This is a genomic window from Escherichia sp. MOD1-EC7011, assembly GCF_002965005.1.
GTDB classification, from domain to species: domain Bacteria; phylum Pseudomonadota; class Gammaproteobacteria; order Enterobacterales; family Enterobacteriaceae; genus Escherichia; species Escherichia ruysiae.
On the sequence record NZ_PTRD01000048.1, the window covers coordinates 60588 to 83158 of the forward strand.

Annotated in this window: 22 protein-coding genes; 16 read left to right on the plus strand and 6 right to left on the minus strand. The window is 48.3% G+C overall.

Translation table 11 applies throughout. The features are described 5' to 3' along the window. Positions 1-36 precede the first annotated feature (36 nt). The 8 genes from traS to excA all read left to right on the plus strand — a co-directional run bounded on the left by traS (position 37) and on the right by excA (position 9528). Positions 37-225: a putative conjugal transfer protein TraS gene (gene traS / locus A7098_RS21200; protein WP_001277255.1), complete on the plus strand. Its 189-nt coding sequence runs from the start codon at positions 37-39 to the stop codon at positions 223-225. Further along, positions 209-1009, plus strand: a complete 801-nt coding sequence (gene traT, locus A7098_RS21205) for an IncI1-type conjugal transfer protein TraT (protein WP_001164788.1) — start codon at positions 209-211, stop codon at positions 1007-1009. The genes traS and traT overlap by 17 nt, the downstream gene beginning before the upstream one ends. 89 nt (positions 1010-1098) lie before the next feature. Further along, entirely contained in the window at positions 1099-4143 is a 3045-nt protein-coding gene (gene traU, locus A7098_RS21210; protein ID WP_001024780.1) for an IncI1-type conjugal transfer protein TraU, read from the plus strand. Continuing rightward, on the plus strand, positions 4143-4757 hold the full coding sequence (traV, locus tag A7098_RS21215) for an IncI1-type conjugal transfer protein TraV (protein ID WP_000337400.1): 615 nt from the start codon (positions 4143-4145) through the stop codon (positions 4755-4757). The genes traU and traV overlap by 1 nt, the downstream gene beginning before the upstream one ends. Beyond that, positions 4724-5926: an IncI1-type conjugal transfer protein TraW gene (traW, locus tag A7098_RS21220; RefSeq protein WP_001189156.1), complete on the plus strand. Its 1203-nt coding sequence runs from the start codon at positions 4724-4726 to the stop codon at positions 5924-5926. The genes traV and traW overlap by 34 nt, the downstream gene beginning before the upstream one ends. A gap of 28 nt (positions 5927-5954) precedes the next feature. Continuing rightward, positions 5955-6539: an IncI1-type conjugal transfer protein TraX gene (gene traX / locus A7098_RS21225; RefSeq protein ID WP_001037987.1), complete on the plus strand. Its 585-nt coding sequence runs from the start codon at positions 5955-5957 to the stop codon at positions 6537-6539. A gap of 96 nt (positions 6540-6635) precedes the next feature. After that, complete coding sequence (locus tag A7098_RS21230; protein WP_000698357.1) at positions 6636-8804, plus strand: DotA/TraY family protein; 2169 nt, start codon at positions 6636-6638, stop codon at positions 8802-8804. Between the two features lie 73 nt (positions 8805-8877). Beyond that, complete coding sequence (gene excA / locus A7098_RS21235) at positions 8878-9528, plus strand: plasmid IncI1-type surface exclusion protein ExcA (protein ID WP_001178506.1); 651 nt, start codon at positions 8878-8880, stop codon at positions 9526-9528. 71 nt (positions 9529-9599) lie between these two features. Here the strand turns inward: excA and A7098_RS21240 are convergent, their stop codons facing one another. Beyond that, on the minus strand, positions 9600-9809 hold the full coding sequence (locus A7098_RS21240) for a HEAT repeat domain-containing protein (protein ID WP_000062603.1): 210 nt from the start codon (positions 9807-9809) through the stop codon (positions 9600-9602). Positions 9810-10200: 391 nt separating this feature from the next. Between A7098_RS21240 and A7098_RS24000 the strand changes: the two genes are divergently transcribed. Beyond that, positions 10201-10377, plus strand: coding sequence for a hypothetical protein (locus A7098_RS24000; protein ID WP_001054904.1), 177 nt, complete (start codon positions 10201-10203; stop codon positions 10375-10377). Between the two features lie 64 nt (positions 10378-10441). On the opposite strand, the gene dqlB is transcribed toward A7098_RS24000, so the two are convergent. After that, complete coding sequence (dqlB, locus tag A7098_RS24330) at positions 10442-10537, minus strand: DinQ-like type I toxin DqlB (protein WP_001303310.1); 96 nt, start codon at positions 10535-10537, stop codon at positions 10442-10444. 631 nt (positions 10538-11168) lie between these two features. Between dqlB and A7098_RS21245 the strand changes: the two genes are divergently transcribed. The 4 genes from A7098_RS21245 to trbC all read left to right on the plus strand — a co-directional run bounded on the left by A7098_RS21245 (position 11169) and on the right by trbC (position 16920). After that, positions 11169-12077, plus strand: a complete 909-nt coding sequence (locus A7098_RS21245) for a hypothetical protein (RefSeq protein ID WP_000055084.1) — start codon at positions 11169-11171, stop codon at positions 12075-12077. A gap of 261 nt (positions 12078-12338) precedes the next feature. Beyond that, positions 12339-13547, plus strand: a complete 1209-nt coding sequence (gene trbA / locus A7098_RS21250; RefSeq protein ID WP_000121273.1) for an IncI1-type conjugal transfer protein TrbA — start codon at positions 12339-12341, stop codon at positions 13545-13547. A gap of 18 nt (positions 13548-13565) precedes the next feature. Continuing rightward, complete coding sequence (gene trbB, locus A7098_RS21255; RefSeq protein WP_000151577.1) at positions 13566-14636, plus strand: IncI1-type conjugal transfer protein TrbB; 1071 nt, start codon at positions 13566-13568, stop codon at positions 14634-14636. Beyond that, positions 14629-16920, plus strand: a complete 2292-nt coding sequence (gene trbC / locus A7098_RS21260) for an F-type conjugative transfer protein TrbC (protein WP_001289276.1) — start codon at positions 14629-14631, stop codon at positions 16918-16920. The genes trbB and trbC overlap by 8 nt, the downstream gene beginning before the upstream one ends. Before the next feature lie 36 nt (positions 16921-16956). Here the strand turns inward: trbC and nikB are convergent, their stop codons facing one another. Beyond that, a complete protein-coding gene (nikB, locus tag A7098_RS21265; protein ID WP_001299212.1) occupies positions 16957-19656 on the minus strand; it encodes an IncI1-type relaxase NikB in 2700 nt (899 codons plus the stop codon). 10 nt (positions 19657-19666) lie between these two features. Beyond that, the gene (nikA, locus tag A7098_RS21270) at positions 19667-19999 is read right to left on the minus strand and encodes an IncI1-type relaxosome accessory protein NikA (RefSeq protein WP_001283947.1); all 333 of its coding nucleotides are present in this window, start codon (positions 19997-19999) and stop codon (positions 19667-19669) included. A gap of 233 nt (positions 20000-20232) precedes the next feature. Here nikA and A7098_RS21275 point away from each other — a divergent pair, with 233 nt between their 5' ends. Continuing rightward, the gene (locus A7098_RS21275; RefSeq protein ID WP_000157095.1) at positions 20233-20568 is read left to right on the plus strand and encodes a molybdopterin-guanine dinucleotide biosynthesis protein MobC; all 336 of its coding nucleotides are present in this window, start codon (positions 20233-20235) and stop codon (positions 20566-20568) included. Between the two features lie 86 nt (positions 20569-20654). On the opposite strand, the gene A7098_RS21280 is transcribed toward A7098_RS21275, so the two are convergent. After that, a complete protein-coding gene (locus A7098_RS21280; RefSeq protein WP_001077024.1) occupies positions 20655-21503 on the minus strand; it encodes a DUF4942 domain-containing protein in 849 nt (282 codons plus the stop codon). Positions 21504-21851: 348 nt separating this feature from the next. Here A7098_RS21280 and A7098_RS24435 point away from each other — a divergent pair, with 348 nt between their 5' ends. Together A7098_RS24435 and A7098_RS21295 are read left to right on the plus strand one after the other, a co-directional pair. Beyond that, positions 21852-22049 (plus strand): hypothetical protein, encoded by a 198-nt coding sequence (locus A7098_RS24435; protein WP_001161114.1) that lies wholly within the window; start codon positions 21852-21854, stop codon positions 22047-22049. A 33-nt stretch (positions 22050-22082) separates the two neighbouring features. Beyond that, positions 22083-22334 carry a hypothetical protein gene (locus A7098_RS21295; protein WP_080076098.1) on the plus strand — a complete coding sequence of 84 codons (252 nt, stop codon included), beginning with the start codon at positions 22083-22085 and terminating at the stop codon, positions 22332-22334. A gap of 30 nt (positions 22335-22364) precedes the next feature. Here A7098_RS21295 and A7098_RS21300 read toward each other — a convergent pair whose 3' ends face one another. After that, positions 22365-22562, minus strand: coding sequence for a hypothetical protein (locus A7098_RS21300; RefSeq protein ID WP_001348086.1), 198 nt, complete (start codon positions 22560-22562; stop codon positions 22365-22367). Positions 22563-22571 lie beyond the last annotated feature (9 nt).

Consider the following 22571-nt stretch of genomic DNA (forward strand, 5'->3'; position numbering starts at 1 on the left):
GGTGCCCTTCCTATTCGGCAATACAAGGAGGCACATATGTCTGCCTGGAGCCCGGAGCACATAACGTTACGACGAACAGAAAACGGCAATGTGATTGCCCACGACAGTCGGGACGATCAGGAATTCATTTTTGCAGAATGCTGTTCCGATGAAATCGCAAACATCATTCTGGAAGCCGTGAAACGTTACACCAGTACGGAGCCTGCTCATGCAACACAGCATTAAAGACTTGTGGTTGTATCCCTTTCCAGAAATTGATGTGGTTCATACACAGGAGCCACTGTTACCGGAACCGGAATTAACAACGCCCGGTCGATGTATCTGCTGCCGGCAAAACGTCAGGCACCGTTTCAGACTGGATGACTCATGGCCACTCAGACAGCTTACCGACACAATCAGTGACACACGAGTTCGTCTTAATAAGGCCACAGAACATCTGGATAAGTTAAAAAAGCGTGGTGAACCAGTCGCAACCGGCGAAAAGGAAAAGTACAACACGGCAGTAAAAGCCGCTGAACGGGCGCTTGAGCAGGCCCGTCTGTCTGCCAGACGTCTTTCACTCCGCCATGTACAGAAAGCTGAAATCACCAGTACAGAGTCGTTGTCAGAGAAAGAGCAGGAACTGTTTCATGAAGACGGCCCGCCTTACAGCTTATGTGCTTTCTGCCACGCCTGGCATTCACTGAATGGTTATGCCGCAGCACAGGGCGTTATGGTGTGGCTACCCGACCTTCATCCATCCACGGTCGTGGCCCTTAACCGTCGTTCATTACAGGAAGTTTTCAGTAATGATAAGTTCCGGGTCCGGCGGGGACGGGAAGCGCTCTCTGCACTGATGCAAAACAGACTGGCGGTTGAGGATAAATTCCGCAGTTTCCGCCCGGCCGATTTCGCTGACGTTTTTCGTCGCTATCCACCTTCCGGTCGTTCGCCCCTGCGTGAAAAAATGAACGGGATTGCCCTGATTCTGACACCAGATTCATTCATCAAAAAAGAATACGTTGATTGATTTTTCTTCATGCCACTCCAGCGCGGGGTGGCATTAAAAAAATCAAACTGCACAAACCTCCCTCCTGTAAGTCCGGAGTTCCCTCACCTATGAACATAAACCGTTTAATCTTCACTATCGAAGACTGTCTGAACACGCTATCCCGTTTCTCTGTCGCAAGCAGTTTTGTTGAGTATTGCGATTTACGTACTGTAATTGGTCTGGACAGACAGGATCGTGAACGTCGCCCATGGCTGAATTCGCCCTATATTGCAGCCACAAAGCGTGGAGAATATCTCTCTGTCTTTGAAGTCAGCGGTGCTTTCAGGGAAATGGATGAAGCATCCGACCAGACTGGCCCAGGTTCACTGGAATCGCTGATCACCAGCATGAGTGACAGCCTGAATACGGCATATAAAAACAGCGGTCATAAAATCAGCTTCGTTTTTGAGCGTGATCCTGACATGGGGAAAGAAGAAATCGAAGACATGGTCGCCCCACAAAAGCGCTCACTGGCTAATACAGGTATCCAGTTACAGGATGTGGTCGATGAGAAAGTCACAACACTGTCCCCATGGCTGGTCCGGGAGCGTTGCTGGCTGGCGATCTGGAGTGGACCCGACCTTATCAGCAACAGCGATCGCACCGCCCATGATGAGCTTGTCAGAAGACTGGCTGAACGGGTACCGAAAGCACGCTTTGCCCAGTCCCCCTGGCAGTGGACCTTATCTGCACTGAAAATCCGCCACGAAGCTTTTCTTGATAATGTGGAACAGGCACTGAGACATTCATCTGATGGCCTGATTCTCCGGCTACTGGATATACACGAGGTCGGGCGTGAAATACGTCGTCAGACAGAACGGCACAGCACACCGCGTAACTGGCAACCCCACCTGCCTGAAGATGCCCAGCCAGCGGGATATCGCTGGACTGACGATGAATCCGTACTACATGCTCCTTCATTGCATTTGCAGTTATTCAACACTCAGGTGACCACACAGGGCAACCTGGTTCAGGCGGGCGGACTCTGGCACGGAATGGTATCGATTACTTTACCTCCGCAAAATCTGCAGACGTTTAACGAACTGGTCCGTGCCGTCCCCCGCGCAGTCCCCTGGCGCATCAGAATGGATCTGATGCCCGGCGGGATGAAGGCTCTTAATCTGAAGAAAACGCTTCTGACTTACAGCAGCTTCATTTCTGCCGTTCGTCCAATGTATGAATCCGTTATGGCCCTGGCGGCAACGGATGAAAAAGAACCTGTCTGCATAATGACCATCATGGCCTCCACGTGGGGAAAAACACGTGAAATATGCACACGAAACCAGGCCATTCTGAAATCAGCCATTGAAGGCTGGGGCGTATGTGGCACCACGACAACATTTGGCGATCCCCGACGCGCCTGGGTGAATACCATTCTCGCGGCATCCGGAGGCTCCGGCCCGGTTCCCCTGTATCCCCCGTTGTCACATGCCATCTCGCTTTTCCCGCTTAACAGGGCAGGCTCTGTCTGGCGAGGTAAAGGGAATCTTATGTTACATACAGAAGACGGTTCCGCAATTGAGGTTGGTCTGGCGTCATCCCAACAAAATAAACATACAGAACTCGCACCAGGCGATCCGGGACTGGGTAAATCAGTTCTGATTAATACATTGTCGGAAATACAGATATCATCTGCTCAGAAAAACCTGCCCTTCATTGCCTATATCGATAAGGGATACAGTGCTCAGGGACTGGTTCAGCTTATTCGCGACAGTCTTCCTCCGGAAAGAAAAGACGAAGCTGTCGGTATTATTCTGAGCAATGATCCGGAATACACCCGTAACCTTTTTGACGTGATGTACGGCGCTAAAAAGCCTATTACGCCGGAAAAGAATTTCATGTCATCGGTGCTGTGTGCTCTCTGTGTCGATACCGGTACCGGTCAACCCTGTAACCCCGGAGACACCCGACAAATTATCAACCAGCTTATCGAGCTGGCTTTTAAAGAGTACGGTGAAAATAATCCGCGACTTTATCGCGCCTCAACGGAAGAACTGGTGGATTCAGCACTGCAGGACTCGGGACTGTATGAAAAACATGATGCAACCTGGTGGGCCAGATCAACCTGGTTCGAAGTCCGGGATATGCTCCACAATGCCGGGTATATCATGGCGGCTCAGCGGGCACATTATCAGGCAATGCCCCAGCTTCCCGAAGTGTCCTCGATGCTGGGCCATACCAGTCTCAGGGATGTTTTCGGTACTGTTCAGCGTGATGGTTCAAACGAACTTCTGCTGGACTACATCCGCCGCGCGCTCGAGCAGGGACATAACGACTACCCCATGATATCCGGGTATACCCGGTTTATGATCAACCCGGAAACCCGGGTCATCGCTGTCGATCTGAATAATGTTGCCGGTGACAAAACGCCTGCAGGCAGGCTTAAAACCGGCATCATGTACCTGCTTGCAGGTCAGATCGCCGGTGGTGACTTCACCCTGCCACAATACAGGGATGAAGTGTTAAAGCAGCTTCCACGGGAATACCATGAAATCGCTCTTAAACGTATTAACCAACTTGATCAGGAGGTTAAGACAAAAGTTTATGATGAACTGCATAACGCCCGGGGCATTGACTTCATCTGGGAAAATCTGGATACCCAGGAGCGTGAGCAACGCAAGTTTGCTATCCGCACGGTTCTGAGTACGCAGTATCTGAGGGACTACCCGGAAAGCGTTCTTAAGTCAGCAAATACTCTCTGGTTACTGCGCTACAAACCCGAAGATATCCCCGTACTGAGGGATAACTTCAACGTTCCTGAATTTATGCTGAAACGCTTCCTGAAAATGCCGGAAGGCCCGGCACCAGATGGTAGTGGTGTTCCTGTTCTGGGAGTATTCAGGGTAAAAAGTGGCACGCTTGCGAGAATACTCAAATTTACCGTCGGTCCACTGGAGCTATGGGCGCTGAACTCATCGCCAAAAGACAGTGCCCTGCGTAAAACACTGACAAATAAGTTAGGTTCAGTTCGGGCACGTAAGATTCTGGCCGAAAACTTCCCCAGAGGTTCTGCAACGTCATTAATTGAGCACCGGGCGGGCCAACATAACAGTGACAATGTTATTGAAGAACTGGCCTCGGAGCTCATCCGAAAACAGGGATACAATCTCTGATGTGTACAATTCATATCACCCCACGCTGCCGGAGACCTGCCAGAGGGCAGGTATTTCTTAAAAAACTTGAGGTAAAAGGTGACAGTTTCTCATTCACTCTGCCGTCACGTGTCTTCAGGTTACATCCGGCCCCCAATCCCAGAGTGATATACGCCTCGGATGCCAGAACACAGGGAAAGGTTACAGGCATGCGGCTGTTGTTGCCGTCCAGCACAGATGAGCTGATAACAACGGCAATATGGCAGGTTTCTGTCCCGGATGAAGCACCATTCGACGTTCAGCATGTCATCCAGTGGATACTCCCTTCACCGCTGACTTCGCTGATGTCCGATGACACCTGGTTATGGCCATCTGTTCCCGGAACGCCGGCACTGAGTGCCGGTGACTGGCCTGTTATGGATACTGACCCTTCCACCTTACGGCGCGTCAGACGTCGTTCTTTCAGCATCATCGATAACCGGAACAGGAAAGGTTATATCACCAGGCGATATCAGTGTTTCCCACTGGCCCCACTACCTGAAGACAGAAAATACGACAGCCTTCCTGACCTTGTGCTCCACCCCGAGCAGGAGACAATAAAATGCAAAGAAAAACATTACTCGCAGCCCTTATAGCTATCCTGAATGGAACGGCATACCAGGCTCATGCTTATTCAGTCACCGTCGTCGCCAGCCGTCCCGTTGAACAGCAGGTCGTCCCCAGAATGGAGGCCATCAAAGGTGTGCTGAGTGACATACTGAGTACCCAGACAGCCACGGGTACCGCTATCAATCAGAACTCTGAAAAGCTGGCAAGTGTCATTGCCCAGAACGGACAGGCGACACGTCAGCAGATGATTTTCAGTAATGAAACTCAGCGCCTCGAGGAGGCACGGAAAAGCTTCACCGTGCCAGACTCCATCTGCAGTGAATCCGCATCAGGGATTGCAACAGAAAGCAAAAGTGCCTCAGCATCCGCAGCCTCAAAACTCAGTAAAGGTGGCGGTGTGAGCAACCGTAGCATCCGCGACCGTCTGGCCAGCGCAGCAAACTCTCCCGTGCGGGAAGCTTATGATGGCGCGGCCATACACGCCAGTTACTGTACAGAAGCAGAATATGCACGTTTTGGAGGAACCGCCGTTTGTCCTTCTGTGGGCGAAATACCAGGTGGAGACAGTCAGGTACGCTCGATTTACCACGGCGCAGGTACAGCGGACACACCTGCGGCACTGACATGGGATCAGAAGCAAATAGATGCAGCGACTGCTTACATGAAAAACACTTCCCGCCCCTCTGCCGGTCGTGCTCTGGGTAAAGGAGAAGTGAATACCCAGAGTGGGCGAACCTACGTCGGACTCCAGAACGAATACAACGGCATCATTGATTCTGCGTCGAATCCCCAACTGACGTTGATTGCTGACAGCACGCCTAATGAAAGCACACGTAAAGCACTGGCTGAAACACTGCAGTCAGACTCAGCGGCCGCTTACTTCGACCAGGTGGCTTCACCAGAAGCAAAAGCACGGGGATATATGAGTACCCGTGAGTTTGAAGCTTTTGAGGCTGGCCGGCGCTACGCCAACACAGCATACCTGGTGGATTTACAGGAAATGCAGGGAGATAACCTGCTCCGTGAACTGGTAAGAATCACTGCGCAAATGAACTGGCAGCTGAACGATCTGAAAGAACAGATCCGCCAGGGTAATGTTATCTCTGGCCAGCAACTGGCTCTGACTGCCCGCCAGTATTATGAGAAACAACTCGGTAGCCTTGAGAAAACAATCAATCAGGCAAACGCACGTTGAAAGCTGACGTCAGAACAGGACTGAAAAAATGAATAAGTTACCGGAAAATTCAGACCAGACGAAAAACGTCAAAAAATCACCATCCATAACCCGCATAGCCACCCGGGGGATTATTAACATTTTTGTTCCTCTGATGGAGACTCGCCTGATAACGAATTCTGTACAGCATATGCTGGAACAACAAAAACGCAGGCTGGACAGATTTCGTCAGGTAAATAATAAAAAGGCGCAACTCCACCTCACGTGGGAAGAAGCTCTGCAGGCCAGCCATATGTCAGTAGACGATCTGGATCGTCGTTTCCGCCGGCGCAGAACAGTATGGCGATTCTGTTGCTGGAGTCTGCTGGCCATCGCTTTGTTTCTCAGTGGTATGCTCTTTGCCGCCTCTTCATTACCTCTTACGACTCTGGTACGCGCCATCAGCACTCTTGTGTTGATACTGTCAGGCGTCGCTCTTTGTGCTTCCAGAGCACTGATTGTTACATACCGCCTCTGGCAGTTGCATGAACGAAAAGTCAGCGAACCCGAGCAGGGGACTTTCCGTGATTTTCTGAACGACCGCAATGGCTGGCGCAATGCCACGTTAATTGCCGTAACCAGTAAACAATACTGATCACGTCCAGATGCCAGTACCACTGGCATGTCGCCATCCCCCTTAATTAAATCCTGTGTGGCCTTTGCCCATACGCAATTCTATTCCGGAGTTACTGTGAAAATTTTACTTCGCGCACTCTGTGCAGGCCTTGCTATATCCTCACTGCCGGCAATGGCTTCAGTGACCTATCAGGATATTGTGTCTGCCGCAACCAATCCTGACGATCTGTCTCGCCAGGCGCTGGTCACGATATTCGGTGATGTAGTCACCAATCCACTGTCAACCAGCGCCCCCACTCTGATCGGAAGCATGTTCGGGGCGTTCAACAGTATCATCGCCGTACTTGCCGTTGTCTGGTTTATGTTCATTGGTATCCGTCATGTTGTGCGTTCGGGGCATCAGGGACAGGTATTCAGCACCGGACGCGATATCGTCGGCACACTGAGTGTCGTTGCAGGTTTTCTGATGATCGTTCCAACCGGAAATGGCTGGAGTATCGCTCAGCTCATTATGTTATGGGGCGCATCGATAATGGGGGTTGGGTCCGCCAATGTGATGGTGCAACTTGCCGCTGATAATATCGCAAATGGTTATTCAATGACTGTACAGCCAGTTCAGGCATCCACACGAACAGCAGCGCGTGGCATTTTTGAAATGGAACTGTGTAAGTATGCGGTTAACGCAGGACTAAATGATTTTAATCAGACGGTCAAATCCTCGACTTCACTGATGACAGAATCAGCTAAAACCGCCAGTGGTAATTACACTGTCACGGTATCCAATGGCAGCGGTATCTGTGGTTCAGCCAGCCTGTCAGTAGAAGGAAACGGAACAACAGATCAATCGACGATTGGAAAATTCTTTAATCCCTTCAGTAAAAACGAATACAGCGGTGTTATCTCAGCACAACGTGCAGCCATGGATAATATGATTAGCGACATGGACAACGCTGCCAGTGAGTTTGTGACAACATTTCTGGAAAAAAGAAATTCTGGCAACGGAACATTGCCGGATATCGAGACACGGATTCAGAGAGCAGCCGACGAGTATGAACGTGCTGTACAAAAATCGCTACCTATTGATAACGGAGAACAATCCAGGAAAGAAGCTCTCAAGTCTTATCTCACAACCTATGGATGGGTGACGCTTGGCGCGTGGTATCAGACCTTTGCCACTGCTAACCAGCGTCTGGCAGAGCTGGCTGACAGAGCTCCAGCTGTAACTTCAATGTCATCACTTGGGGAAGTTGGCGATACTGATTTATTTAGTGCTGTTATGGGGGCATACAAGACTCAATTACAGAACTCCACATATACTCCAACGATAGGAACGATAACAACTCAAGATGAAAGTAATGCAGCTAATAGCACAGACCCACAAAGTGTGGTCATGAAAAGTATAGCGCCAACCATATTAAAATGGACAAACCAAGCTGCTACTGAATGGTCAGGAACAGGAACAACCAGCAACCAAGTTAACCCATTAATTAAGATGAAAAACATCGGCGATTATACATTGGGTACAACAGAAATTCTCTGGACAGGATATACAACTGTCAGAGTTCTCGCGACAATGGGTGATAACTCTATTTTCGGAAAGGCTGTTAATTTGTTCTCTGGATTACCTAAAGGATTTGTTGCTCTGCTGGATGCTGCAGCTCCCCCAATATATTTCTTGTTGTTCCTGTTGTTTTGTGCGGGTTTTTCCTTATCAATTTACCTACCATTTATACCATTCATTTTCTGGATGACAGGCATTGGGAACTGGATAGTAAGCGTATTAATAGGATGCACCGCCGGGCCTCTGTGGGCAGCAACACATCTAGGAACATCAGAGGACAGAGGAAGTCGAGCAGCTTACGGATATATATACTTAATTGACAGCATGATAAGACCACCTCTCATGGTATTCGGTTTCTTTTTTGCCTCTGTCGCCATCATTGCCGTCGGCACAATATTAAACTCACTGTTTGGCGCAGCACTAGTTAACGTACAGGTAAAATCATTAACAGGGATATTCAGCCTTGCCGGGTTCCTGCTAATTTACGCCCGTATGTGTACAACGTCTGTAGCTGCAATATTTGCTTTACAAGCATATCTTCCTGACCATGTTATCAATTTCTTGGGTGGTAGAGATGGTGTAAATACTCTTGGCAACCTCACCTCATCAGTAAAAGATATTTTTGCAGGTTCTAATAGAAATATTAGACACAGCCCTGGAGTTAGAGAGGACAGACTAAAAAATGTCACAAAGGATGATAATAAAGATGGAATAAAAGGATAATTTTAATAAAACAACCTTGCCATAAACACTCAATCGCATTAAAATATCGATGAGTGTTTATGGAGGGTTTATTATGCAAATGGTAAAAACAATCAATAGATATCCTGCTTGGTGGACATTATATTACGCCCTTAGATTTATATATTTCATAAGCATACCAGTGTTATCCATTTTTATTCTTTTCGGAGTGCTCTCCATTACATCTTCAAGATATGTGACGCAAGAAGATTATATTTATACTTGCGTCTGTCTGTTTTTACTAATTGCCCCTGCAATATTGATGTATTCCCGAGCAAGCTCAAGAAAAGACAAAATAAAAAAAATTGTCGCGGAGATAAAAAACACCGGTTTTTATTCACCTGACAAAGAATATGAGGGACTGTCTTTTACTCAGGGCGTCTATTTTGGCGTGGATACCAAAAAAGGCACTATGCTGTATGCTCGTGCTTACCCTGGAAATATAATGGATATTATCGGCTTTGACATTGACAACTTCACACGCACTGTGACCGACGCCAAGACACTAGAGATTTATACAAAATACATAAATATACCAATGGTCTCAATTCCGTCAGGATGCATCCATCCCAAAATGATGGCGGATACAATGCATGCAATGGCAGAAAGAGGATATGATTACCCTGTCGACTTTCCTCGCCTAATTCAGGAGAAGCGTAAGGAGTGGGAGCAGATTGCAGGCATGCCTGTAGCCGAAGTATTTTAAGATAAGCTCCCTCCATAACAGCCGGTTCAAATGAGCCGGCTTTTGTTCATTACAACAGATAACTTATGCCGTTACCGATAAATTCGACCAAGTGCTTTAATCGCAGCAATTTTTATTTCCATATCATCACTTTGACTCAATCTATGTAATTCACGAGTAATGTTCTCCGCCTGACACCGGCCTTCACCTAATGCATAGATCGCAGCAAGTGTAACGTCTTTTGATTTACTCTTCATCATTTCAAACAAGAAAGTATTAGCTATCGCAGGAGGCATGCTCATAATCAATCCTCTTCATGAAATAAACAATGGCACTCACTTACAAACAGGAGTCCACTATCGCAAGCGACTCAACTTAGCAATATCTCTCAATTTGAATGAAAAAACCAGATGGCATGTGACAGGGAACCGTCCGCATGATGTCCGTGACCATTTAACCCCATAAGCTAACCTTGTCACAAACGGGCGCAGAACAGCCTGCCAGACAGACAACAAAACAAAAGTCCAAGATAAAACATGAATACCGGTATCTCAATGCGAAGAAATAATCTCCGTAGAAACCCCTATGAGAAAAATATCATATGGGAGAAAATCGCAATTATCACAGCCAGCGCATTCATTATTTTCGCTGTGCTCTGGCATTAATTATTTTCAAAATAAAAAGGAAAAAACAATGAATCTGGTAGACGCCTTTGTCAAAAAAGTAATATCCGGGCCATATAAAGAATATGGAAAATGGTGGATAGATGTTGAATACATTTCATGGGGCGTTCCCGGGAAAACAAGACTGATGTTTGAGTCAAAGGAGCAGGCACTGGAAGTTAAAGAAGGGTACAAATTTTTAACGTGAGATCTCTTTTTGTTAAAGGGCAGGAAGCGGTAACTCCCTGCCCTTAGTTACGTTTCCAGGCTTATCAGTCGACAAGTTCCCGGATCAGTTCCAGAACAGCAATCAGCGCGTTTGCAACGGCAACTACTGCCCTGAGAACGATGATTAACAGATTAATCATCCGTTTTCCCTTGATAAGGGAGCGAAACACCGCAGCTTACTCATGGGCTGCCTGTCACTACGGTTGTCTCTATTGTTAGATACAGACTGCCTCACTCCGACCAGAGCACCGGAAGCAGCACCACCTGTTATCCCGGCCAGGACTTAACAAATCCGTCAGTTGTCGAGTTCAGACAATCAGTAGAGCTAACGTTTTGTATACTACTTGATTAGCAGGATTTTTGACATAGTGCGGGACAAAGCATAGAATTGATCATGTTAGATACAGACTGTCTTTTCCCGTCCAGAGTCACCAACTCTGTAGCGGAACAGTAAAAAAACCGACCTCACCAGTCGGTTTTTTTACATCTGTTATCTCTGCAAAATCCACCCCGGCATGTCCGCCACACCAGGAAACTCATGCTCTGAACCTGAACCAACCATCTCTAATTTGCCGTCTCCTGAAAAGAATGGCGCACTCAGTTCGATAATTACCCCGCCCGCAGCTATTCTAACGGCTTTCGTATCTGCAACAATCTTTGCCGAAGCATTGTGATGTGCTACATTACAGCTCGGTTCTAATGAACTAACTGCTCTTTAATTATAAGTATCGTTTTGAACGATCAAATGTATTTATATTATGGAGTTTAAAAATGTCACTATTACCTGAATATGAAGATGCAGAAGTATCCACAAAGTCTCTCTATGAAATATCCTTAAAGCATCAGATAGAGAAGCTTCTATTTTTTCGTGAAAAATTCGTTACATCACTAAACAGACCTCGATACACAAACTATGTAGAACCTGACTGCGAATATTTTTTTGATTCTGTCATAAATAATTCAGCAGCACTAGCAGAATACTATCTCCCTTATATCATCTATTCTATCATTGGTACGACACTCACCCCCCCACAAAGACCATGGTTTAGTAAGTTTAAAAATAAGTGCGGTGAAGATGGTTATCAGAAAGCAAAATCAGCACTATTTTCAAAATATGAGATCGGTATTCTTATCAAATCTACCAGCATTGATAATGAAATTTATTTAAAAAAATGCCATGATTTATTTGATAAGTCTATAGAGACTATAATTGAAGGAAAATATGATATTGTTTTCACTTTAAACAACTATATAAAACACAACTCAATGACTTTTTGTTACGCCCCTTTATCAAACACTAGCGATGATAAATGCAAAAGTAATCTTTTCCTTAGCTTCACAAAAGATCAATGTTTTATGCTTGAAGATTCAATACTTAAAACATTGATTTCAAGTGATTTAAATGAAACCAACAACACTGGTGAGATAATTGATATAAATGGAATGAAATTCACAAACAAAGGAAGCATAGGGGCAGCCAAATTATTAGAAAATAACAATATAACATATATTAAATGTAATGAGTTTACTGGAATCATGGCAGAAAATTTGTTAGAACTTATTGATGACATGATAAGAACTATTGTGAATAATGTAATTTCAAATGCCAAAGGACAAACTACCACTTCTGAAACATATAAAAAATATTTAGACATTATTGAAACAAGACAAACAGCATAACTAATACTCGGTATAGCGAACAGTAGTTACAGAAGATCCCTTGGTTAGTTGATTGATAATAAATTTCCAAGGGGTTTCTGCTGTATACCGTCCACAAAACGCTTCGGCATACAACCTCAAGCGCCCGCAGCTATTCTAATAATTTTCGTATTTGCAACAACCCTTTTATCGCACGGCCAATTCCTTTGGTTAGATCTTATCGCCTGAAAATAAATTTTAACCTTTCCGTTTGATTTAAATTCCAGAAATGGAGACTTTGTCATGTCTTACAATCGACAGCCTGTCGCAGAAGATCCTATGCAGATATGGGGCGCTGTTGGTGTCCTTCTTATCCTGCTGCTATTCGTCATATGGTTATTCTTGCCGGAAGTGGTTTACGCCAGCTGCCTGATTCTTCATACCTTATGGGGACTGGTTGACTGGGGACCATTTCATAACTATGCAGCACCACGATACAACCTGCTTGCCATGACCGGTAACAACGCCGCCAACATAAGCTATAGCCAGTGGGTTAACGTCATGGAGCAGACCATAGGTATTCTGTGGATGTACCTCTTACCTGTGACACTCTGGTGTTTGTGGGAGTGGTATCAACATCCGGGACAAAGTCGTTTCACCCGCAGACCAGTAGATATTACCCGACTGCCACACATCTTTGCTTCGTTGTCCCCTGCTATCGCCCCTGTACTGGCAGATGGTGATCCGGAAAAACTCTTTCATGGTGGCAAACGACCTGAACGGCGGGTTGCTCTCACCCCGGAAGCATTTGTCGAACAGCATACTCTCATCACCAATATGCAGCTCGATGTTGCAGCTGCAAGACGATGTTTCATGGCCCAGTTGGGTAAACCTTTAACGTCCTGGAAAGACATGGCACCACATGAAAAAGCGCTCTTTGCCATATTTGGCCTTCAGTATTTCCTGGATGATCGTAAGGCAGCATTAAAGCTCATGGATACACTGAACCTCTCATGCAGAATTAAAAGCAAACGGGACAGCGGGAAATTCTGTACCCCTGTTTATTCACTGGCCAAATCAGCTTTCCAGAGAGTGATTAAAAGCAACGGAGCACAGCAATGGCTGAAACAACATCGCTACGTCCGCAGTGGGCTGGTCTGGCTGTATGCACATGACCTGCGGCTTACGCCACCCAACTGGATTTGGCTGAAAGGCGTGGACAGAACGCTGTTTTATGCATTACACCGCGCCAATACCACGAAAGGATTTATTGAAGGCGCTGGCGTGGTGGCCGTTGCACGTGCAGAGGCCGAAGCCATGCGTTTTGGCCTTCCCTGCCCTGAACCCTGTGTTGATGAAGCGGTGGAAGGCTTACGGCGGGATATGCTCAGTCTCGGTCTTATCTGGGATGAACCACAACCAGATCGCGACCGGAAACGCCGCATCCTGACCAACTGGTCCCTCACCGACGACATCCTGCCCCGTACACCTGCTACAGACAACGAATTCTGATTATCCGGAGAACTGAAAATGACAATCGAGTACTTTGCAACACGCATTGCAAAACATATTTCCGTGCAGGCAATCTGGCCGGATGGCAGGACAGAAATTATTGCCGTCCTTCCACGGGATGCCCTGTCAGGGCTGGTAACACGAAATAATCAACTGATTCATATAGCCTTTGACGCCATGGGCACCCGTAACAGAGAAACCATCCTGATTGATAAACAGGAGCATAACGCTGACCAGATACTTACAGCTATTGATTCCTGCCTGCGTCTTGAATACCTGATGGAACGCCGCTTCAGCAGAACACCTTTGTTCCGTGGCATAATCGCCAGCGTTGTGCTGTTCGTAATGGCAACGATTGGCTTCTCTCTGTTCCGCTATGTTGATCGTGTATTCTGGGATGATACAACGCCTGAAGCAGTACAGACAGCAGGTGAGCCACGACTGCTTCCCCCTCACCTGAATCACACTGTGCCATTAAATGAAGGCATTCAACTCCCGGTTCCCCCGAAAAAAGACGTCCAGGTACCGGAGAAAACAATCACAAGCAAAAATCCGGAAGCCGCAGCTGCGCGACATAATCTGGCTACTGTTCTGAAGCGGAACGCCGATCGGGGCATGTTTACCATCAACCTGTCATCCGGTCATGAACGAACCCTGTACGCATTTCTCGATCCTGCCTGTCCTAACTGCAGACTTCTGGAGCCGGCCTTAAAACGCCTGGCCAGCGACTTCAATGTCGTTATCTACCCGGTTTCAGTTATTGGTGGAGAGGAATCCACCGACCGTGTGGCACCACTGCTGTGTGAAAAAGATGCTCAGAAACGTGCTGCCGGCTGGCACCGACTGTATTCCGCAGATAACGGAATGATGACGCCATCAGAAGAAACAACGCCTGCAGATGAAACATGCCTGAAAGCGGCCAGAGCTGCAATTGATGTAAACAATGTCGCCTTCCGTAAGTTCGGATTTGCCGGTACCCCATGGGTGCTGTCCGACACCGGCTGGCATCTGCCTACAGGAATTCTGCAGGAAACTGGCACGCTTAATTTATTCCTGAAAACCACCGACAGCGAGTCTGGCCATGAGTGAACATCGCGTTAACCCCGAGCTTTTACACCGTACAGCCTGGGGAAATCCTGTCTGGAATGCACTCCAGAGTCTCAATATCTATGGCTTTTGCCTGGTGGCAAGTCTTGTGGCCAGTTTTATCTGGCCACTTGCATTACCGGCATGTCTGTTGTTCACACTGATAACAATGCTGGTATTTAGTCTGCAGCGATGGCGCTGCCCTCTTCGTATGCCCATGACGCTGGAATGTGCTGACCCGTCACAGGACAGAATGATTAAAAGAAGTCTTTTCAGCTTCTGGCCAACCCTGTTCCAGTATGAGGTCATTCTGGAATCACCGGCCAGCGGCATATTCTATGTTGGTTATCAACGCGTCAGGGATATTGGCAGGGAGTTATGGCTGAGTATGGACGATCTGACCCGCCATATAATGTTTTTCGCCACCACCGGTGGCGGTAAAACGGAAACCATCTTTGCCTGGGCGATTAACCCACTTTGCTGGGCAAGAGGATTCACCCTTGTCGATGGCAAGGCACAGAATGATACGGCAAGAACGATCTGGTATCTGGCCAGACGCTTTGGACGTGAAGACGATGTGGAAGTCATTAACTTCATGAACGGAGGAAAATCCCGCAGTGAAATCATTCTGAGTGGTGAAAAAACGCGTCCTCAGTCAAATACCTGGAATCCCTTCTGTTACAGCACTGAGGCATTCACAGCGGAGACAATGCAGTCAATGCTGCCCCAGAACGTCCAGGGGGGCGAGTGGCAGTCCCGGGCCATTGCCATGAATAAGGCACTGGTATTTGGTACTAAATTCTGGTGTGTGCGCGAAGGCAAAACAATGTCGCTGCAGATGCTCCGTGAACATATGACTCTCGAAGGGATGGCCAAACTTTACTGTCGTGGCCTCGATGATCAGTGGCCGGAAGAAGCTATCGCACCGTTACGTAACTACCTTCAGGACGTTCCCGGTTTCGACCTGTCGCTGGTCAGGACACCATCAGCCTGGACGGAAGAACCCAGAAAACAACATGCTTATCTCTCCGGGCAGTTTTCTGAAACTTTCAGCACATTCACGGAAGCATTCGGGGATATTTTTGCTGAAGATTCCGGTGATATCGATATCCGTGACAGCATTCACAGCGACAGGATTCTGATGGTAATGATCCCCGCTCTGGATACATCAGCGCATACAACGTCTGCTCTTGGACGAATGTTTATCACCCAGAAAAGTATGATTCTCGCCCGTGATTTGGGCTACCGCCTCGAAGGAACTGATTCCGATGCACTGGAAGTCAAAAAATATAAGGGGCGTTTCCCTTATCTGTGTTTCCTTGATGAAGTGGGGGCATACTATACGGACCGTATTGCTGTGGAAGCCACTCAGGTGCGTTCACTGGATTTTGCTCTGATTTTGATGGCACAGGACCAGGAACGTATAGAAGGACAGACAACAGCCACGAATACTGCAACACTGATGCAGAACACGGGGACAAAATTTGCCGGCAGGATTGTCAGCGAGGGCAGTACGGCCAGAACGCTGAAAAGCGCCGCCGGTGAAGAAGCCAGGGCGAGAATGAACAACCTGCAGCGTCAGGACGGCATATTTGGTGAATCATGGATTGACAGCCCACAAATCAGCATCCTGATGGAAAGCAAGATAAATGTTCAGGAGTTGATTGAACTTCATCCTGGCGAATTCTTTTCTATTTTCCGGGGAGAAACCGTACCATCAGCATCATTCTTCATCCCTGACGATGAGAAAAGCTGCAGCAGCGATCCCGTTGTTATAAACAGGTATATCAGCGTGGATGCGCCACGCCTGGACCGTCTCCGCCGTCTTGTTCCCCGTACCACTCAACGTCGAATACCGTCACCGGAAAATGTCAGTGCCATCATTGGCGTCCTGACTGCAAAACCCTCCAGAAAAAGACGAAAAATTCGCACAGAGCCGCACACGATCGTGGATACATTCCAGCAACGCATTGCAGGACGTCAGGCGGCTATGGCAATGCTGGAAGAGTACGACACAGATATCAACGCACGTGAAAGTGCCTTGTGGGAAACAGCGGTGAATACGCTTAAAACGACCACACGGGAAGAGCGACGAATTCGCTATATCACGCTGAACAGACCAGAACTACCTGAAACAAAAGAGGAAAATCAGATATCAGTGAGAGCAGAAAGAGCAGGTATAAACCTGTTAACGCTTCCACAGGACAATAACCACCCGACAGGGCGTCCTGTAAACGGGTTTCATCATAAAAAAACCAACCGTCCGGACTGGGACGGAATGTACTGAACAGTGGCCGCGCCGGATTCTGGCGCGGCCTTTTTTTTAACCTGGAGAAGGCGGTTCCCAGCGTTTATCCTGCTCCGGCGGAGGCAGTGATGCGTCATCGTTGCTGTTCGCCGCGATATAATCGCGGTAGTAGCGTTCACTTCCTTCACGGTGATGATCCACGTCCGGTCGCGTAATCCTGTAGTCTTCGTGACCGGTACGGCCTGTCACATTATGCCAGGCAACCATTTCAGCAAAGACCTGGTTAAATTGTTTGTCGTTTCCTTCTGGTTCAAAACCCATGCGTGGATCACGCCCGAATAATACCGGTGCAATCAAATCCAGTTTATCTGCCAGCGCATTGCGGTCATGGTGATTACGGAAAACAACCCTGTCACCATAATCCGTACAGACAAACTCTCCCGTCCGACGGTCACGGAAACGAACACTCCCGTTCTTCTGCAGACGGGCCTCGAGATCACCGGTATTACCGTATACCGGCGTTCCGCCCGGTTCACAAAGCACGACACAGCGGTCTGTCGTCGTTGTGCGTGACCTGTCTTTACGGCGATCGCGATAATCCCAGCCTCTCAGCTGCGATACAGCAGCCCTGTCTCCCTGAGCAGCCTGAATTTCGACCCACTGACGGTAAGAGGGTGGATACCATTTCCCGTCAGCAATAAGTTTCTGTCGCTCATCCCTGATGTCTTCTTTCAGCCTGATCAATGCCTGCATTCGCTGAACTTCTGCAATGTGATAATGCAGCTTACGTAATGCCGGATCATCGTACTGCGCACGAATGTGTGACTTCCGCAGACGGCATGCCTGATGAATTTCCCGACAACGTTCCCCATAACGCAGATCTGGTTTACGCCATTGTTCACGCCATGCCAGATAGCGGGCACGCAGGTCAGCACGGGCCTCAGCTCTGGCTTCACGTCGCTGCCGGCGCAGCATTGGGTCACGTTTACTGCTGACCCCGTACCTGTCACTGACAGCCAGCTCCGGGTTATAGCGACTTTCAGGTTGCACCCTGTCAAACAAATCTGCTGGGGCACTCACAAAAGGTCCGGCCTGTGGCTCTGCACGCCCCAGTGTCAGATCAGGATGAATGCTGCTGGCCTTCACCGGCGTTTGCTCATGATTAAAGGCATCAACGACAACAAGCCCGTGATGTTGTTTCTGTAGCATCAGTCCCTGTTGTGCAAACAGCTCATGACAACGCTGCCAGGTAAACTCACCCTGTGTGATCATTTCTTCAATCTGAGGGCTACAATGGCTGATGCTGTATCCCCACAGACTTTCTTTGTCAGAAAACAGTTCGCGTTTGATAGCCCCCTGCGGCCCCGTGCCTGTACGCATACGGTGCCATTCTTTATCGGTCGCAGGACAGCTCTCCATACGACGACCACGGAAGCGTTCTGTTGGCGTAACCTGGCGGAAAATATCTGTTGGTACAGGCAGCCAGCCACCATCGAGTTGATTCACATTGTCGAGCGTCAGCAGTGACCATACGCTGTCAGCACGAACGGGAGTCTGGTTATGATCATAACCGTCACAGATAACCAGGTGACCATGCTGAACACGCATCCATAAACCCGCTTCAGCCAGTGTGCGGTGAATAGCCTGGCAGTTTTCCAGCCGTCCTTCCCGTGCCATTTCCGGCAGACGTTCTCCAAGATGACGACAGGCATACTGCTGCAGACTTTCTGTTTCAGCGATTTTTTCCGGGCGAACATCAGCTGCAATGAAGTCCGGATTATAGCGTCCTGGTGCTTCCACCTGGCTGAAAATGTCTTTTGGTACTGGCGTGTAGTCACCCATTTTTTTCATGAGTTTTTCTGCACACCAGGAGGGACCAAACGAGTCAAGCTGTACACCTTCCCTGTTGCGATCCCAGCCATCCATCACCAGATATTTTCCGTCCATCTGAGACAGGTACAGACCATCTTCCGCAAGACGACGATGCAGGGATAACCAGTCACTTACAGGTTCACTGCGTAAACCAGCGACCGCTGTCTGCGCGACATACTCGCGAAAAGTTTGTTTTTTCCCGCGTGTCCACGCGTTCTGGCGATCACGTTCAACGGCGGTTTTGCGAACGATACGATTTCCCGGTGCATGGACCCAGCAACCGTTATCCGGAGCAAAACCATGCTTCAGTTCAAGCTCACGGCAGGCACGACTGAGTTTTTCCTGACTCCAGGATAACCGGTTCAGATAACCCGTTTCAGGGTGTACCCGGTTAACAGCCACATGGACGTGCAGATTATCTGTATCAGTATGCACGGCAGAGACATACTGATGGTCGGCAAGGCCGAGTGATTTCAGCGTATGACGTACACTGTCATAAATCTGTTCCGGACGCGGGCTTTCATGTGACTGCCAGGAAAGGATGTAGTGAAAAACAGGATCAGTGTCATCTTTTGCATAGTGTGCCTGCAGGGCAATGTACTCCATATCTGCAGCGGCAGTTTCAAGAGAAGTACAGTTATGAAAGCAGGTGACACCATAAAAGTTGATCCATTCGCAGCCGTCCTTCATGACATCAACCAGCGCCACGAATGACTCATTTCGAAGACGTGTCGCATAATCAACAAGGCGACTGAAACGGCTTCGGTGCGGTTGTTCAGCCTGCGAAGAAGAAGATAAATCCAGTTCCTCATCGGTCATGTCATCCCGGACAGAGACGTAGGATACCAGGTCTTCGAACGAAGACTTGCCGTCCCTTCTCTTTTTCGGAATGACTGCATTCACAGGATAATCCTCAACCTTCCATTAACTGTTTACGCAATGTATTTGTAAGTTCGGTTATGGCAACAAGCACTTCTGCGTATTCCTTGTCACCGGTTCTTTTTCCCTGAACAAACAGATGCTTCTGCATCCTTCCCAGTCTCATTAACTCCTTCAGAAAAGCATCATCTGTACGGGAGTTAATTCGCTTATTCAGTGCTGCATTTCGGATGTAAGCAGATACAGTAAGTCCGGAATCTTCAGCTTTTTTCCTGATGGTTTCATCCTCAACAGGAGAGAATCTGAGTGTCCTGACAACTGTCTTTTGCCGTACCTCACTTTTCTTTCTTACCGCACTATCACTCACTTCAGGCTCCTTACGGGGTGTCGGGGCGAAGCCCTGACCAGATGGCAATTGTAATAGCGTCGCGTGTGACGGTATTACAATTGCACATCCTGTCCCGTTTTTCAGGCCATTATAGCCTGTTATTTTTGTGCATCATAGTCTTATGCAGACGGCAGAGGCAGGGCGCAGCCCTGCCAGGAGTCAGTTTTTGGTGATAAAATCAGGCTTCAACATTAAACGGAGAGAAAGTGCCAATGGCTTCTAAAAAATTTTACTCAGATGATGACATCCAGCTGGCAAAAGCTGCTTTATCGGAATTGCCGGACCTCACCGCTCAACGGAAAACATTGCGTGATTTTCTTGATGCCATTCGTGATGACATTATTGTCCTGGTAAGGACAAAGGGTTATACACTGGCAGATGTTCGTGACACGCTCAAAAATGCAGGGTATGAAGTAGGAGAGAAGGCACTTCGTGACATTATTCGGGAAGCAGAATCGAAAAAACCATCCCGCCGTTCTTCCTCTAAAACAGCACCTAAAAAGACAGATTCAGGCAGGAAAGATGGCATCGATATGAACAACAATTGATGTGACAATGTCACATCGTGTTCTGAGATTATGATGATTACAGAAAAAAAAAGCCCCGGCATAAATACCAGGGCTTTTCTGTTTAATCAGACTCGTGGCGGCAATGCACCAGGATAATGCCGTGCAATAATATCATTCAGTTTTTCAACAAGGTCAGAACGCTTAAAGACAATGTGTACGGTCCCTTTCTGGTAGCCACGCACCGTAAAATATTCCCCTTCTAACAGCTTACCGACATTATCGCCGTTCCCGAGAAATTCACCATACTGCGCCCCGATGCTGCTCCGGAAGTCAGGAACGTTGCGCCCCTCCAGCAGATAAAAAGGACGTACCAGGTCATCCAGTGCCTCCCGTCCGCTGCAGTCCAGCGTCACACGTCCGTTACTCCAGCGGTACAGCATGTTTTCAATAATGATTCTCTTGCCCAGACGGCAGGGATTATTGGTTCTGTAATCCCATGACAATTTCCGGTAGACATCAATCAGTCCCTGTTCAAATGTCTGCATCTTGCTGGCATTCAGATGGCGGAATGTTGCCAGTACATTGTCCAGGGTGATTTCAGGACAGGTGTCGCTCATCAGCTGGCTATTCCACTCATCACGCTGGCATGAACTCATGAAGGTGTACATGCCCGTATCTGTCATCAGGCGGTCCCAGATTTTCCGGTCGGCAAGACGGGTGATATTCCTTTTCGCTTCTTCCGGTTTATCTATGCGACGAACGGAATCAGTCACGCAGTCTTCAAACCCGTAAAGAAAAATATCACCTGACGCATCGAGCAGAATCTTGCGCGCTGTCGCCAGGCATTCCATCGCCTGCATGAACAGTGCAATACCTTCGTTACGCTGCGCGATGATGCGGTCGATAGCCACAGACGGAATAACATCTGTCGTGCCGGCAGTATTCAGGTCAGCAGTGGGTAAAGTCTGATTCATCACATTGTCTCCTCATCGTCACGACTGCCGGGTCAGCCAGGTCATTTCCCGGAGGAGCGAAGCTCCTTCTGCCGTCCGGGTCTTCGGGGATTTCCCCGCAGTGGACCTTTCCGACGGGGGACGCTCACCACGTCACGGGGCAGTTGTCCGGGGGCAGACGCAAAAGTTTTTGACGCCTGCGGCAAAAAGTTTTGTGGCTGGTACATCTCTCCCCTGGACGACTGAAACGGGATGTGGTCATGTATGTACCCCCGGAAAGTCCGTCTGCGGAGAACAGGCCGCAGTGCGGCGGCAGACAGGCAGAGACAGCTGCGCCATCAGGCGCAGTGGCCTTACACACCGTAAGGTGTGCAGGGAGCGCCGCATACGGCGCGACTGAAGAAAAACGACGGCACAACAATGGCATGTGGTGGTCACTGGCACACCACTCCCGCACAGGTGAAAACAGAGAAAACCGCACGACATTTACAAGCAAAAAAAATGAAATTTCTTCACTTTTTTACACTTATTTATCGCGCTGATTTGGCAATTGTGATGATAAAATAAAGTGAAGTTTTTTCACTTTTTCAAAGGTGTTTTATGACCGGCTGGGAACTGCGAATCTGGCGAAAAAGCATGCTCTGGTCACGCGAAAAAGCGGCCAGAGAATTTGGCGTGACGCAGAGAACATGGCACGTCTGGGAAAATGCGGAACAGGTGGACGTCACCGTCTGGAGGACCACCCAGGCACTTTCAGTCCGTGACCTGCTGCCTCACATGCAGGGGATGCGTAAGGCAGATATCATCAGGCGACTGGAAAATGAACTGGGGGAAACGGCAGAGGATGTGTGAGCGTGATTCACAGCCTGGCTGAATGCCAGGCTACTGCTCATCAGGAAACAGCTTTTTCAGTTCTTCACCGGAAAGTCCGGTTGCCTCCTGAATCCGTTCCGGCGTCCAGCCCATATCCCGCAGCCGGCAGGCTATTTCCCGCGCCACTTCAAGTGCGCCTTTTTGAATAAGACGTTCTGCAATCGTCATGCTGTTTGCTCTGCTCCTGCTGACAAAAAAGCCCGGCATTTTGCCGGG

Excerpts from the sequence above, each read along its gene's own strand:
- traS (WP_001277255.1), top strand. The coding sequence starts at position 37 with ATGTCTGCCTGGAGCCCGGAGCACATAACGTTACGACGAACAGAAAAC.
- traT (WP_001164788.1), top strand. The coding sequence starts at position 209 with ATGCAACACAGCATTAAAGACTTGTGGTTGTATCCCTTTCCAGAAATT.
- traU (WP_001024780.1), top strand. The coding sequence starts at position 1,099 with ATGAACATAAACCGTTTAATCTTCACTATCGAAGACTGTCTGAACACG.
- traV (WP_000337400.1), top strand. The coding sequence starts at position 4,143 with ATGTGTACAATTCATATCACCCCACGCTGCCGGAGACCTGCCAGAGGG.
- traW (WP_001189156.1), top strand. The coding sequence starts at position 4,724 with ATGCAAAGAAAAACATTACTCGCAGCCCTTATAGCTATCCTGAATGGA.
- traX (WP_001037987.1), top strand. The coding sequence starts at position 5,955 with ATGAATAAGTTACCGGAAAATTCAGACCAGACGAAAAACGTCAAAAAA.
- excA (WP_001178506.1), top strand. The coding sequence starts at position 8,878 with ATGCAAATGGTAAAAACAATCAATAGATATCCTGCTTGGTGGACATTA.
- A7098_RS21240 (WP_000062603.1), bottom strand. The coding sequence starts at position 9,809 with ATGAGCATGCCTCCTGCGATAGCTAATACTTTCTTGTTTGAAATGATG.
- A7098_RS24000 (WP_001054904.1), top strand. The coding sequence starts at position 10,201 with ATGAATCTGGTAGACGCCTTTGTCAAAAAAGTAATATCCGGGCCATAT.
- dqlB (WP_001303310.1), bottom strand. The coding sequence starts at position 10,537 with ATGATTAATCTGTTAATCATCGTTCTCAGGGCAGTAGTTGCCGTTGCA.
- A7098_RS21245 (WP_000055084.1), top strand. The coding sequence starts at position 11,169 with ATGTCACTATTACCTGAATATGAAGATGCAGAAGTATCCACAAAGTCT.
- trbA (WP_000121273.1), top strand. The coding sequence starts at position 12,339 with ATGTCTTACAATCGACAGCCTGTCGCAGAAGATCCTATGCAGATATGG.
- trbB (WP_000151577.1), top strand. The coding sequence starts at position 13,566 with ATGACAATCGAGTACTTTGCAACACGCATTGCAAAACATATTTCCGTG.
- trbC (WP_001289276.1), top strand. The coding sequence starts at position 14,629 with ATGAGTGAACATCGCGTTAACCCCGAGCTTTTACACCGTACAGCCTGG.
- A7098_RS21275 (WP_000157095.1), top strand. The coding sequence starts at position 20,233 with ATGGCTTCTAAAAAATTTTACTCAGATGATGACATCCAGCTGGCAAAA.
- A7098_RS21280 (WP_001077024.1), bottom strand. The coding sequence starts at position 21,503 with ATGAATCAGACTTTACCCACTGCTGACCTGAATACTGCCGGCACGACA.
- A7098_RS21295 (WP_080076098.1), top strand. The coding sequence starts at position 22,083 with ATGACCGGCTGGGAACTGCGAATCTGGCGAAAAAGCATGCTCTGGTCA.
- A7098_RS21300 (WP_001348086.1), bottom strand. The coding sequence starts at position 22,562 with ATGCCGGGCTTTTTTGTCAGCAGGAGCAGAGCAAACAGCATGACGATT.